The organism is Embleya sp. NBC_00896, assembly GCF_045207785.1.
In the GTDB taxonomy this organism is placed as follows: domain Bacteria; phylum Actinomycetota; class Actinomycetes; order Streptomycetales; family Streptomycetaceae; genus Embleya.
Genome location: NZ_CP108777.1, coordinates 2,045,760 through 2,059,219 on the forward strand (window position 1 = coordinate 2,045,760; position 13,460 = coordinate 2,059,219).

Below are 13,460 nucleotides of genomic sequence, written 5' to 3' on the forward strand. Positions count from 1 at the left end.
ACCCCCACCCGCTTCCGGGCCGGATTCCCCCGCGCAACCGGAACGGGTTCCTCCGCCGGACCGACAATCCCCGCTCGCGGCACCCACCGCACATCCACATCCGAGACCGCACGCCCACCGTGGCGGCTCGGATCGCCGCGTACCCGTCGGTCCGTGTCGAACCAAAGCGCCCTGATTCGTCTGGAGACCTTCCGATGAAGAACATGGTTCGAGTCATCGTGGCCTCGGTCATCATACCGGGACTGCTCGTCACCGCCTGTGGCGGTGGCTCCTCCTCCTCTTCGAGTTCCGCCGCGGCACCCGCCTCGGCCGGTGCGCCCGGCGCCGGTACGCTCCCCGCCAACGAACCCGACGTCAACCAGGACAAGAAGGTCGTCATCGGGGTGATGAGCCCCGGCGACACCAAGGACAAGGGCTACTACCAGAGCTTCGTGGACGAGGCGAACAGCTACGCGAACGCCAATGGTTGGAAACTCGTCGTCGTCGACAAGATCAACCCGGCCAACGCGGTCCAGCAGGCCCGCAACCTGTGTCGGCAGAAGGTCGACATGATCGCGATCGGCGCCAGCGAGCTCAAGGACGCGCTCAGCGCCGCCAAGGAACCGCAGTGCAAGGGCACCGCCTGGTACATCAGCGGCGGCCAGGGCGTGAACCAGACCGCCGAGTTCACCCAGTCCCTCGACTACATCAACGAGTCGCTGTACGTGGCCGGTTACGCCGCCGGACTGATCCTCAAGGAGAACGGCGGCAAGAAGGCCGGCTTCATCACCGGCCCCGACCTCCAGTTCGCGCGCGACGTGGCCAAGGCCTTCGCGGCGGGCATCAGGAAGGTCGTCCCGGACGCCGAGTTCGTGCAGACCTACACCGGCGACTTCAACGACTCCGGCAAGGCCAAGGAGGCCGCCCAGGCGCAGATCAGCCAGGGCGTCAAGGTGATCTACCCCTACCTCGGCGGCGCCACCGAGGTGGTCACCGAACTCGCCAACGAGAAGGGCGTCCCGGCGCTCACCCCCGGCACCGACCGCTGCTCGACGCCCGGCACGCAGTACGCGGTGTCGGTGATCTTCAGCCCCGGCGCGTACTTCGCCGCCGCCCTGGAGGACTTCAAGAAGGGCACGCTGCGGATGGGCGTGGCCCGCGAGTGGCACCTGGGCAAGGACCCGGTGCCCACCGTCAAGCTCTGCAAGCCCACGGGCAACCAGGAGCAGCTGCTCACCGCGCTCATCCAGGACATCGGCAGCGGAAAGGTGAAGGTCGATGAGGCCGTCGCCACAGGCAAGTGACGTCGCCGCCGTGACCGCACCCGACCCCGCACCCGCACCCGAGCGCGACCCCGCACCCGCACCCGCACCCGACCCCGCACCCGAGCGCGAACCGGCGCCCGAGCGCGAACCGGCCGCCGGCCACCCCGCCTCGCCGTCCGTCGTCGCGGTGCCCGTCGTGCAACTGCTCGGCATCGGCAAGCGCTTCGGCGCGGTGCGTGCGTGCCAGGACGTCTCGCTGCGCGTGCACGCCGGGGAGATCCACGGCCTGCTCGGCGAGAACGGCGCGGGCAAGAGCACCCTGATGAAGATCCTGCTCGGCCTGGTCGTCCCCGACACCGGGCGGATCCTGCTACGCGGCGAACCCACCACCATCGCCGACCCGTTGGCCGCGGCGGCGCACGGCATCTCGATGGTGCACCAGCACTTCAGCCTGGTGGACCGGCTGAGCGTGTGGGAGAACGTCGTGCTCGGCGACCGGGGCCGGGTCGACCGCGACCGGGCCCGAGCGCTCGTGCGCGAGGTCGGCGAACGCTACGGCCTGGACGTGGACCCCGACGCGTGCGTCGAGGACCTGTCCACCGGCCAGCGCCAGCGGGTCGAGATCGTCAAGTGTCTGCGCCGCGACCCCCGGGTGCTGATCCTCGACGAGCCGACGTCGGTGCTGACCCTGGAGGAATCGCGCGAACTGTTCACCGTGCTGCGCCGCGTGGTCGCCGACGAGGGCAAGGCGGTGATTCTGATCAGCCACAAGCTGGACGAGATCGTGCACGCCACGGACCGGGTGACGATCATGCGACAGGGTCGCGTGGTGGCCCGCCGGGCCACCGCCGACACCGACGTGCGCTCGCTCGCCCGGGAGATGGTCGGGCGCGAACTGTCCAAGTGGACCGCCGCCGCGGCGGTGGGTGCGATGGACGCGCTGATCGAACCCGGCACGGGCGAACCGAGCGGCGGGAGCGCGCTCCTCGACGTGCGCGAGCCGGCCGCGGCGCCCGCACCGGACCCGCGGCCGCCGGCCGGCGAGGTGCGGCTGCGGATCAGCGACGCGCACGCGGTCGCCGCGGACCGCCGCCCGCTCCTGCGCGGACTCACCCTGGAGGTCCGCGCCGGGGAGATCCTGGGCATCGCGGGCGTCGAGGGCAACGGCCAGGCCGCGCTCGGCGATCTGCTCTCCAGCCTGCTCCCGCTCAGCGCGGGCCGGGTGGAGGTGTGCGGCCGGGCCGTGGTCGCCGGTCGGGCCGGCGCGATGCACGCGGCCGGGGTCGGCATCGTGCCCGAGGATCGGCACGTGTCGGGTTGCGTCCTGGACATGACCGTCGCGGAGAACCTGCTCCTGGCCGACCTGTCCTCGGTCACCACCCGAGGACTGCTCAGCAGGCGACGAATGGCCGAGCGGGCCCGGCGGTTGATCGAGGAATTCGAAATCGCCACACCCTCGCCGGACACCCCGATGCGGCAACTGTCCGGCGGCAACCAGCAAAAGGTCGTGCTCGCCCGCGAACTCGCGGCTCAGCCAAGGGTGTTGGTCGCCGCTCAGCCCACCCGCGGCCTGGACATCGGCGCGATCGAATACATGACCGAGCGGCTGCACGCCGCGGCCCGCGCCGGCATCGCGGTCCTGCTGCTGTCCACCGAACTGGGCGAGATCCTCACCCTCTCGCACCGCGTCGCGGTCATCCACCGCGGCGCCGTCGTCGGCGAGATGGACCGCGCCGACGTCGACACCGAGCGACTCGGCCTGATGATGGGAGGGCAGGCGGCATGACGCAGACCCTGATCCCCGAACCGGCGCCGGCCCTGGACGAGCCGCCGGCCGCCGCGCGCCGTCGATCCCCGCTCACCGACCTGGGCACACCACTCCTGTACGTCGTGTCCCTGTCCACCGCGCTCGTCCTCGCAGGCCTGCTCGTCGCGCTCGTCGGCCGTTCCCCGTGGGACGCCGCGGGCGCGATGTACGACGGCAGCCTGCGCGACGGTGCGGCCCTTGGCCAGAGCATCGACCAGGCCGCGCCGCTGCTCCTGGTCGCGATCGGCTCGGTGATCGCCGCCCGGGCCGGGATCTTCAACATCGGCCAGGAGGGCCAACTCCTGGTCGGCGGCGCGGTCGGCGCCGCGATCGCGCTGTTCACCCCCGGCCCCGGCCCGCTCGTACTGATCCTGGCCCTGCTCGGCGCGGCCGTCGGCGGCGCGCTGTGGGCCGGTGTCGCGGCCGTGCTCTTCTACTGGCGCGGGGTGGCGGTGGTGATCAGCACACTGCTGCTGATCTTCGTCGCGAACCAGGCCGTCTCGTACGCGGTCAACTCGCCCTCGCTGCTGCGCGAGAAGGCCGTGGCCGGCCAGGTCACCACCTCGCAGACGGACATGCTGCGCGAAGCGGTGTGGCTGCCCCGGATCGGCGAGTACCCGAACTTCAACCTCGGCGCGGGCATCTTCGTCGCCCTGGCGCTGACCCTCGCCACCTCGCTCGTCCTGGTGCGCAGCCGGCTCGGTTTCCGGGTGCGCATGCTCGGGCTCAACCCCAAGGCCGCGCACCGGGCCGGCGTCGGCGCCGTGCTGATCGGCGGCGGCGCGCTGCTGGCCTCCGGCGCGTTCGCCGGGCTCGCCGGCGGCGTCATGCTCACCGGCAGCGGACACCGCATGCAGGACGGCTTCGCCGACAACGTCGGCTTCGACGGCCTGCTCGTCGCACTGGTCGCCCGCGACAAACCGCTGCTCGCCGTGCCCGTCGCGCTGTTCTTCGGCGCCCTGCGCGCGGGCGGCGGCTTCCTCTCCGCGACCGGAGTGCCGCGCTACATCGTCGCCGTCGTCACCGCGCTGATGGTGCTGGCCACGGTGTTCCCCGCCGCCTACGCCGAGATGCGGCGCCGTCGCACCGTCGGCGCGGCCTGAGACCAGGAGGTTGACATGATCGACGACCTTGCCATGGTCCTCGCCAGTTCGGTCCGGCTCACCGTGCCACTGGCCTTCGCGGCCTGCGGCGAGTACATCGCCGAACGGGCCGGAACCATCAACATCTCGGTCGAGGCGATGATGCTCGGCGGCGCGTTCAACGCCGTCTGGGGCGCCTCGATCTCCGGATCGGCCTCCTTCGGGCTGGTCTTCGGCATGCTCGCCGGACTCGTGATCGGGTACGTCCACGCCGAGTTCAGCCACCGCCTGTCCGTCAACACCTACGTCGTCGGACTCGCCCTGAACGCGCTTGTGCTCGGGCTCACCAGCTTCCTCCTGGACTCGGTCGACCTGACCGGGCATCAGGTGGACGCGCTGAACCTCCCCGTCCTGTCCGACCTGCCGCTGCTGGGCCCGGTGCTGTTCTCCCACCGCTGGCCCGCCTACCTGCTGCTCGGCGTGATCCCGCTGGTCTGGTGGCTGGTGCACCGCAGCCGCTTCGGCCTGGAACTGCGCGCCGCCGGGGAGAACCCCCAGTCGGCCGACGTCACCGGGATCGACGTGCGCCGGCGGCGCCGGCAGAGCGTGCTGCTGTGCGGTGTGCTCGCCGGGCTCGGCGGCGCCTACCTCGCGGTCGGCGAAGTGGGCGCGTTCAACCAGAACATGACCGCGGGCCGCGGCTTCGTGGTGATCGCCGCCGTGATCTTCGGTGGCTGGACACTGCGCGGCACCATGGCCGGCTGCCTCGTGTTCGGCGCCGCCGACGCGATGCGGCTCGCGCTGCCCGCGCTGGGGGTGCACCTGAACTCGCAGTTGCTGATCGCGGCGCCCTACCTGTTGGCGCTGCTCGCGATGATGTTCCTGGCCAGGACACACCGCCAACCGGCCGCGCTCGGCGCGCCGTTCGTTCGGGGGATCGTGTGAGGGCCGTCCGGCACCAGGGCCACGGCGGCCCCGAGATCCTGCGGGCGGTCGAGCTGCCCGACCCCGAACCCGGCCCCGGGGAGGTGCTGGTCGCGGTACGCGCCGCCGCGGTCAATCGGCTCGACCTGTTGCAGCGCCGCGGCCCCGGGCTGCTGCCCGGCTTCACCCTCCCGCACGTGCCCGGCATGGACATCGCGGGCGACATCGTGGCGGTCGGCGGCGGGGTGCACGAACGCCGGGTGGGCGACCGGGTGTTGGTCAATCCCGCGCTGCACTGCGGGCGTTGCACGGCGTGTCGGGTCGGCGACGACGCGTGGTGCGCGGCGCTGCGCGTGGTCGGCGGCAATCGGCCCGGCGGCTACGCCGAGTTCGTGGTCGCGCCGGCCGCGCGTACCCACCGGGTCCCGGCGCACGTCGGCCACGTGGCCGCCGCGAGCCTGCCCACCGCCTACGGGATGGCCTGGCAGGGCCTGGTCGTGCGCGGCGGCCTCCGACCCGGCGAGACACTCCTGGTCCACGGCGCCGGCAGCGGGGTGAGCATCGCCGCCGTGCAACTCGCCCAGGCACTCGGCGCGCGCGTGGTGGTCACCTCCGGTTCCCGGGCCAAGCTGGACCGGATGGCCGACCTCGGCGCCGACGTGCTGATCGACCACCGCACCTCGGACCTGGCCGAGCAGGCCCGGGCGGCGACCGACGGGCTCGGCGTCGACCTGGTGCTCGACCACGTCGGCCCGGCACTGTTCCAGGCGTCGCTGCACGCGCTGCGCCCGCGCGGCCGCCTGGTCTTCTGCGGGGACACCACCGGCACCGAGGCGACCTTCGACCTCCCGCACGCCTTCCACAGCGGGGTCACCCTGCTCGGCGCCGGCTCGTGCGGGCACGCCGACTTCTCGGCCATGGTCGCCTTCTGCCTCGCCCATGGCCTGGCTCCCGTGGTGGACACGGCGTACCCGCTCGCCGATGCCGCCCGCGCGCACCGCCGGTTGGAGAGCGGCGACGCGTTCGGCAAGGTCGTGCTCCTGCCCGGCGGCACGTCGTGACCCCCGCCGAGGCCCTGCTCGTGCTCGTCGCGGGCCTCGGCGCGGGCACCGTCAACACCATCGTGGGGTCCGGCTCGCTGTTGACCTTCCCCGTGCTGCTCGCGCTCGGCTACCCACCGGTGGTGGCGAACGTCTCCAACACGGTCGGGCTCACCCCCGGTTCGATCGGCGGCGCGCTCGGATATCGGCGCGAATTGGCCGCGCAGTCCGCGCGGTTGTTGCCCCTGTCGATCGCCGCCGTGCTCGGCGGGACGGCCGGCGGGCTGCTCCTGCTCGGCCTGCCGCCGGGCGCCTTTCGCGCGGTGGTACCGGCCCTGGTGCTGCTCGCCGCGCTGCTGATGGCGATCCAGCCGTGGCTGTCGCGCCGGATGCGCGCGCGGCGCACGGGGCCGCACCCGGTGCGGATCGGCCCGGTCCTGCTCACGGCGGTGTTCACGGTGAGCGTGTACGGCGGCTACTTCGGCGCCGCGCAGGGCGTCCTGCTGCTCGCCCTGCTCGCGACCGCCCTGGACGAGGACCTGAATCTGCTCAACGGCCTGAAGAACCTGCTCCAGGCCCTGGTCAATCTGGTCGCGGCGGTGCTGTTCACGCTCACCGCCGACGTGGCCTGGCCGCCCGTGGCGCTGCTCGCCCTGGGGTCCGTGGCGGGCGGCGGGCTCGGCGCCGTGCTCGGCCGCCGCGTGCCCGCGCCCGTGCTGCGCGCGGTGGTGGTCGTGGTGGGGACGGGGGTGGGCGTCGCCTTGTTGGTCACCTGATCCCGCCGCTCGCCCGATCCGGTTCGCCGCTGTTCGCGTTCATTCGCCCCCGTCCGTTCCCTGCTCGTCTCCGGACCCGACCGAACGTCTCCCGACTGAACGTCTCCCGACCGACCGAATGTCTCCCGACCGACCGAACGACGTACGTCTGAAAGAAGGACACACATGTTGCGCTGGCTGACCGCCGGAGAGTCGCACGGCCCCGCGCTCACCGCCGTCCTGGAGGGCCTGCCCGCCGGAGTGGAGATCTCCTCCGCCGACCTGGCCGCGGCGCTCGCCCGGCGGCGCCTGGGCAACGGTCGGGGCGCGCGGATGCGCTTCGAGCGCGACGAGGTCGAGTTCAACGGCGGGGTCCGGCACGGCCTGACCCTCGGCGGCCCGGTCGCGCTGCGGGTGGCCAACACCGAATGGGCGAAGTGGGCCGACGTGATGGCGCCCGATCCCGCCGACGCCGACGGCCGGCGCTATGACGAGCCGGGGCGACTCGCGGACCGCGGACGCGCCGCGGCGCTGACCCGCCCCAGACCCGGCCACGCCGACCTCGCGGGCATGCAGAAGTACGGCTTCGACGACATCCGCCCGGTGCTGGAGCGAGCCAGCGCCCGCGAGACCGCCGCCCGGGTGGCGATCGGTGAGGTCGCGCGCGCGTTCCTGCGCCAGACGCTGGGCGTGGAGATCCTCAGCCACGTCGTGCGGATCGGCGCGATCGCCCTGCCCGACGCCCTCGTGCCCGAGCCCGGCAGCGCGGACGCGATCGACGCCGACCCGGTGCGCTGTATCGACCCGGACACCGCCGCCGCGATGAACGCGGAGATCGAGGCCGCCCAGAAGGAGGCCGACACGCTGGGCGGCGTGGTCGAGGTCGTCGTCTACGGACTGCCGCCCGGCATCGGCAGCTACGTGCACTGGGACCGGCGCCTGGACGCCCGGCTGGCCGCGGCCCTGATGGGCATTCAGGCGATCAAGGGGGTCGAGGTCGGCGACGGCTTCACCAGCGCGACCCGGCGCGGCTCGGTCGCGCACGACGAGATCACGCCGGTCTCCCCGGGCCGGCCCGGACCCGCCCGGGTGCGCCGGGTCACCGGGCGCGCGGGCGGCATCGAGGGCGGGATGACTTCCGGCGAGCTGCTGCGGGTGCGGGCCGCGATGAAGCCGATCTCCACGCTGTCGCGCCCGCTGGCCACCTTCGACGTCCGCACCGGCGACCCGGCCAAGGCCATCGCGCAGCGCAGCGACGTGTGTTCGGTGCCCGCGACCGGCGTGGTCGCCGAGGCGATGGTCGCGTTGGTGCTCGCGGACGCGGTCCTGGAGAAGTTCGGCGGCGACAGCGTGGCCGAGACCCGCCGCAACGCCGAGGCATATCTGGCGGCCCTGCCGGTGACCGTCGCCGACGCGTGAGTCGGCGTGGTTCGGCGCGCGCGGATGATGGGCGAGCCCACGGGCGAGTACACGGGCTCCGGGGCGATCGCCCCGGAGCCCGTCGGCGGATCAGTCTTGGGCCGCCGACCCCGCGAGCAGGCGTCCGCGCAGGCCCTCGTCCAGCGCGGCGTCCACGCACGTCCAGGCCATCGCCAGACCGCCTTCGAGCAGCGCCCGGTCCGCGGCCGGCCGGACCGCGTACGCGGCGAACTCCGCCTGATGCAACCCGGCCGTGCCCGATTCGATCGAGACCAGCGGCTGGATGGACGGGATCGCCAGGGACACGTTCGCCATGTCCGTGGACCCGGCCTGCCGGTCGTCCGCCGGGGTCACCGGCGGGAACTCCCGTCCCACCGTCAGCGCGTTGCGCTCGTACGCGGCCAGGAGGTCGCCATCGTGTCGGAACTCCGAGTACGCGGGCGAGGTCGAGGAGATGCTCAACCGCGACCGGGTGGCCACCGCGCCCGCCTCGAAGCACTCGCGCACGCGCGCCTCCAGGTCGGTCAGCCCGGCCAGCGTCGCGGCCCGCACGTAGTAGCCCGCCTCGGTGTGCTCGGGGATCACGTTCGGTACCTGCCCGCCGACCGTGGTGATCCCGTGCACCCGCTGATCCGGTGTCATGTGCTGGCGCAGCAGCCCGATCGCCACCTGGGCGACGGTCAGCGCGTCGGCGGCGTTGACGCCGTCCTCGGGGCAGGCGGAGGCGTGCGCGGCCCGGCCGTCGTACTCGACGTGCAGTTGCGCGCGAGCCAGGCAGGTCGGGTCCAGGCGCTCGCGCGGGGACGGGTGCACCATCATCGCCGCGTGCACGCCGTCGAACGCGCCGCGCTCCAGCATGAGCACCTTGCCGCCGCCGTTCTCCTCGGCCGGAGTGCCCAGGACACGCACGGTCACGCCGAGGTCGTCGGCTATCGCGCCGAGCGCGAGCGCCGCTGTCATCGCCGCCGACGCGATGACGTTGTGCCCGCACGCGTGCCCGATGCCCGGCAGGGCGTCGTACTCGGCGCAGATGCCGAGCACGAGCGGTCCGCTGCCGCGTTCGGCGGTGAAGGCGGTCGGAAGGTCACAGACACCGGAGGTGACGGTGAAGCCGTTCTCGGTCAGTTGGTCGCCGAGCCAACCGCAGGCCCGTTCCTCGGCGAAGCCGAGTTCGGGGTGAGCGTGAAGTCGGTGACTGAGTGCAACCAGGTCTGGGGCGGCGGCGTCCACCGCCGCCTGGGCGGCGGCCTTTGCGGTCGCCGCGAGGTCGAAGGCTCGCATGCGCGCATCTTGCCCCACGAGGGACGTAACGGGAAGTGACCAACCGAAGTATCTATTCCGTGCATCAGCGACCGGATAAGGTGCGGAATTCCATGATCGATAAGGCAGATGCGACGGAAACCCGGCACACCATGTCGGATCGGGCCGAGGCGTTCGAGCGTGAGCTGAACGTCCTCGCCCTCTCCGGCGACGGCTGGCTCGCGATCCTGCGCGCCCTGGCCGCGCGCACCGGCCGCACCGCCCGACTTGTGGGCGTGCACGGCGGAGTGCTCGCCGCGACCGACAACGGCACCGAGTCGATGACGCCGGTCGGCGTCGCCCGCGTCTTCGTCGACGACAAGGTCGTCGAGGTCACCTGCGACGAGGGCTGGCGGGCCTCGGCGCTGGCGGTGCGGGTGGCCCAACGCCGGGTCGGACTCCTGCTGTTGGGCGAACCGGACGGCGCCGCGGACGACGAACCGCTGCTGCGCGCCGCGGTCACGGCGGTGGCGATCGAGGCGATCCGCCGCGACGCGGTGGCCACCGCGACCGCCGAGACGGCCGGGCGGCTGATCGACGAGCTGCGTTACGGCGCGCTGCGCAACCTCGGCGACGTGACCCGTACCGCGGCGCGCTTCGGCCTGCATCTCGATCGGCCGCACTCCGCCGTGGTGTTCGCGTACGACGGACCCAACCAGCGCACCTGGACCACCGCGCTGTCGTGGTTGGAGATGCCGGTGCGCCAGGAGGGCGAACTGGGTCTCGCGGTGCTCTCGGGCGATGTCGAGCGGGAGATCAGCCGGATCCGAATCCGCTTGCAGGGCATGGTCGGTGACGTCCCGGTGCTGGCCGCCGCGGGGCCCACGGTCAGCGACCCGCGCGGGACCGCGCGCTCGTTCCACGACGCGGAGACGGTGCTCGGGCTGCTGCGTCGGCGGCCCGGCGAGGTGCAGTTGATGTTCTCGTCGCTCGGCCTGGCGCAGTTGCTGTTCGGGGTGCCGCCGGCCCGGCTCCAGGCCTTCGTGGACCAGCACCTGGGGCCGATCCTGGAGCGGGAGGAATGGGTGGCCACGCTCAGCGCGTGGCTCGCGACCAACGGCAGCCGCGCCGCGGTGGCCGAACTGCTGCACCTGCACCGCAATTCGGTGGGCTACCGAATCGGCCAGATCCGCGAACTCCTGGGCGCGAACCCGCTCGACCCCGAGGTCACCCTCCAACTCCAGGCCGCCCTGACCGCACGCGAACTGCTGCTGGCCCTCAAGGGCGTGCCGTAGGCCCACCGTCGGTCCCCGGCCGGGAGCCGGAATCTCGTAAAGGCGACCGGGAAGTGTCGAATTCCCCTCCGGAAAAAGTACCGGACGGCCCCGACCTTTCGGTTGCGGAACATGTTCGCCGCTTTGTCGCCCCCCAATGGGAGAGCGGATACAGAGAAGGCGACGAGATCAATCCGGTGCTCATCTATCGGGCCGTAGGCAGGTCCGGAAAGTCCACCGGCCGGGCTGTATTTCGGCGGGGACGACGGCCGCAACATTCCGGCCGCGGCCGGCTCCGTCGTCCCGCACACGCATCCCGCCTGCTATCTCGGCGTGGCGGCGCACCCGGAGGCGCGCGTGCGGATTCTCGCGGAGCCATTCGCCGTCCGCGCGTACATCGTCATAGGCGAGGAACGGACCCGGCCGAGGAAGACCCCGGCCCCCGCCTACCACGCCCACCAGGCCCGAACCCGCCGCGTCATCCCGATCGTGGTGCCGGAACGCGGCCGGGTCGGCCGGCGGTGACCACCCGACTCGGTCCGCGAGCGGCACGTGCCCCGGGCCGGGCCGTTTACGCAATCCAACCTGTTCGGAGGGTTGATCCGCACGGCACCATTTGGCAACCGGATACATGAATTCGGGCGGGATCCACGAAATCGCATCACAACGAATCCAATCCTCGGTGGCACCATTTTCAGCCATCCGCTTGTCCGAATTTTCTTACCGCAGAGGTCTTGTCCATGGTCGAAGCGCGCTACTACCTTCCATCCTGTTCCACCTAACGGAAGGAAGATTCGAATGCGCATGCGTTCTGCACTCCTGACCATGGGAACCACCATCCTGGCGTTGACCGCGGTCACCACCACCTCCGCCCAGGCGGCCAGTTGGCTGTATGTGGGCTATTACACGTCCAACTCCCGATGCGTGGACGCGGGCCAGCAGTACCAGCGGGAAGGTTTCTCCACGTTCAAGTGCGTGGACCGGGGCAACAACAAGTACGACCTGTTCGTCATGTAGTCGCCGACCGGCGCCACCGGCGCGGCTGCGCCGGGTACAGCGGGGCGGGACGCGGCCCGAGCACTGCCGCGTCCCGCTCGTCCGTCCGCGCTTGGACGCACGGACGCACGGACGCGGTCCGCGCAGCGGCCCGGCCAGTGGAGCCCGGCCGTGAACCCCGGCGCGGGGCCGCTGATGAACGATCCGTGGACGATCGTCCGCAGCGAGATCGACCTCGGCGCCCGTCTTCGTGTACGACGTCACGGTGCGCTGACCCGGGCGTCGGGATCGGTTCCCGATGATCGATCTTGTGGCGCCTGATACCCCATACCCGTATAGTCACGGCTCGGCGCAGGCGCTGCGCGCTGCCTTCACGGGGAGAGCTCCATGGAGTCACACCACGACCACCGGTCCGGGCACGAGCACGACGAGCACGACGAGCACGCCGGGCACGGGGAGCACGAGCACCACGAGCACCACGCCGAGCCCCACCCGCCCGACGGCGCGGCCTCGTGGAAGATGGCGGCGATGGCGACCCTGCACTGCCTGACCGGCTGCGCGATCGGCGAGGTCCTCGGCATGGTCATCGGCACCGCGCTCGGCTGGTCGAACCCGGCCACCATCGTGCTGGCCGTCGTCCTGGCGTTCGTCTTCGGCTACGCCCTCACCATGCGCGGGGTGCTGAAGGCCGGCGTGGACCTGCGTCAGGCGCTCAAGGTCGCACTGGCCGCCGACACCATCTCCATCACCGTCATGGAGATCCTCGACAACGGCGTCATGATGCTCGTCCCCGGCGCCATGCACGCGGGACTGGGCGACCTGCTCTTCTGGGGCGCCCTGGCCTTCGCGTTCGCGGTCGCCTTCGTGGTCACCGTCCCCGTCAACCGTTGGCTCATCGCCCGCGGCAAGGGCCACGCCGTCGTCCACGCCTACCAATGACCACCCTCACCGGGTCGGTGCTCCCGCCGTCCGCTCGGGTCGATCCGCGCACCGGTCGGCCAGTGGCTGCCGGAGCGGCTCCGTCCGTCGGTGTCGTTTCGACCCTGGTGACCGCGGTCGGCCCCGAGTGTGAAATATGCGGTAAATATTAGTGTTTGAGCGGGTTATTCCCAAGTGTGAGGGCTATCAACTAGGGGACCGCGATTCCTCGGAAAGAGGGTGGTGGACGTGTCGACGTCGACATCGTCTCCGATCGAACAGCACCCGGACATCATGGAAATGCACGCCCGCTCCGAACGGGCGACCACCGGTGTGGTGGGGCAGGCGGCGGAAGCGCTGGGCGTGCTGTGCGGTGTCTATCTGGCGGCGTCCCCGTGGATCGTCGGGTTCAGCGACCTGACCGCCCTGGCGACGTCCAACCTCATCACGGGCGTGGCGCTCGCGCTGCTGATGGGAGTCTTCGGCAACCCGTACGAGCGTACCCACGCGATGAGTTGGGCCGCATTCTGCATCGGCGTCTGGACGATCGTGGCACCATGGGCCGTGACCGGAGCCGTCGACACCACCCGCACGATCACCAGCAACGTGATCGTCGGCGCGGTGGCGTGTCTGATGGCCCTGGGCCTGGCCCTGAGGGGAGTCATCGGCATTCGCCGGTTGTGAGTGATTCGAATCGATGACTGACCGGGTGGCCGGTCGGCCCCTGCTCGTGGGCGGTCCGCCCGACGGCCCCGCCCGGCG

At 71.8% G+C, this 13,460-nt stretch carries 13 protein-coding genes; 12 read left to right on the plus strand and 1 reads right to left on the minus strand.

The annotated features are described in order from the left end of the window. Window positions 1–203: 203 nt before the first annotated feature. The 7 genes from OG928_RS42555 (at window position 204) to aroC (ending at window position 8,271) form a co-directional block, all read left to right on the plus strand. Complete coding sequence (locus tag OG928_RS42555; RefSeq protein ID WP_406291754.1) at window positions 204–1,283, plus strand: BMP family ABC transporter substrate-binding protein; 1,080 nt, start codon at window positions 204–206, stop codon at window positions 1,281–1,283. Continuing rightward, complete coding sequence (locus OG928_RS42560) at window positions 1,258–3,030, plus strand: ABC transporter ATP-binding protein (protein WP_331767386.1); 1,773 nt, start codon at window positions 1,258–1,260, stop codon at window positions 3,028–3,030. Before OG928_RS42555 ends, OG928_RS42560 begins: the two co-directional genes overlap by 26 nt. Further along, on the plus strand, window positions 3,027–4,154 hold the full coding sequence (locus OG928_RS42565; RefSeq protein WP_331767387.1) for an ABC transporter permease: 1,128 nt from the start codon (window positions 3,027–3,029) through the stop codon (window positions 4,152–4,154). The genes OG928_RS42560 and OG928_RS42565 overlap by 4 nt, the downstream gene beginning before the upstream one ends. A 15-nt stretch (window positions 4,155–4,169) precedes the next feature. Next, the gene (locus tag OG928_RS42570; RefSeq protein WP_331767388.1) at window positions 4,170–5,078 is read left to right on the plus strand and encodes an ABC transporter permease; all 909 of its coding nucleotides are present in this window, start codon (window positions 4,170–4,172) and stop codon (window positions 5,076–5,078) included. Next, a complete protein-coding gene (locus OG928_RS42575) occupies window positions 5,075–6,118 on the plus strand; it encodes a zinc-binding dehydrogenase (RefSeq protein WP_331767389.1) in 1,044 nt (347 codons plus the stop codon). Before OG928_RS42570 ends, OG928_RS42575 begins: the two co-directional genes overlap by 4 nt. Further along, window positions 6,115–6,873 (plus strand): sulfite exporter TauE/SafE family protein, encoded by a 759-nt coding sequence (locus OG928_RS42580; protein WP_331767390.1) that lies wholly within the window; start codon window positions 6,115–6,117, stop codon window positions 6,871–6,873. Before OG928_RS42575 ends, OG928_RS42580 begins: the two co-directional genes overlap by 4 nt. A 165-nt stretch (window positions 6,874–7,038) precedes the next feature. After that, on the plus strand, window positions 7,039–8,271 hold the full coding sequence (gene aroC, locus OG928_RS42585) for a chorismate synthase (protein WP_331767391.1): 1,233 nt from the start codon (window positions 7,039–7,041) through the stop codon (window positions 8,269–8,271). Window positions 8,272–8,361: 90 nt separating this feature from the next. Here aroC and OG928_RS42590 read toward each other — a convergent pair whose 3' ends face one another. Continuing rightward, window positions 8,362–9,552: a M20 family metallopeptidase gene (locus tag OG928_RS42590; RefSeq protein WP_331767392.1), complete on the minus strand. Its 1,191-nt coding sequence runs from the start codon at window positions 9,550–9,552 to the stop codon at window positions 8,362–8,364. A 92-nt stretch (window positions 9,553–9,644) separates the two neighbouring features. Here OG928_RS42590 and OG928_RS42595 point away from each other — a divergent pair, with 92 nt between their 5' ends. From OG928_RS42595 to OG928_RS42615, 5 genes are all read left to right on the plus strand, one after another. Further along, window positions 9,645–10,805: a helix-turn-helix domain-containing protein gene (locus tag OG928_RS42595; RefSeq protein WP_331767393.1), complete on the plus strand. Its 1,161-nt coding sequence runs from the start codon at window positions 9,645–9,647 to the stop codon at window positions 10,803–10,805. 336 nt (window positions 10,806–11,141) lie between these two features. Continuing rightward, window positions 11,142–11,309 (plus strand): hypothetical protein, encoded by a 168-nt coding sequence (locus OG928_RS42600; RefSeq protein ID WP_331767394.1) that lies wholly within the window; start codon window positions 11,142–11,144, stop codon window positions 11,307–11,309. A gap of 279 nt (window positions 11,310–11,588) precedes the next feature. Beyond that, window positions 11,589–11,801 (plus strand): hypothetical protein, encoded by a 213-nt coding sequence (locus tag OG928_RS42605; protein WP_331767395.1) that lies wholly within the window; start codon window positions 11,589–11,591, stop codon window positions 11,799–11,801. Between the two features lie 366 nt (window positions 11,802–12,167). Beyond that, complete coding sequence (locus OG928_RS42610) at window positions 12,168–12,719, plus strand: DUF4396 domain-containing protein (protein WP_331767396.1); 552 nt, start codon at window positions 12,168–12,170, stop codon at window positions 12,717–12,719. Window positions 12,720–12,947: 228 nt separating this feature from the next. Then, complete coding sequence (locus OG928_RS42615; protein ID WP_331767397.1) at window positions 12,948–13,382, plus strand: SPW repeat protein; 435 nt, start codon at window positions 12,948–12,950, stop codon at window positions 13,380–13,382. The last annotated feature ends 78 nt before the right edge of the window (window positions 13,383–13,460 follow it).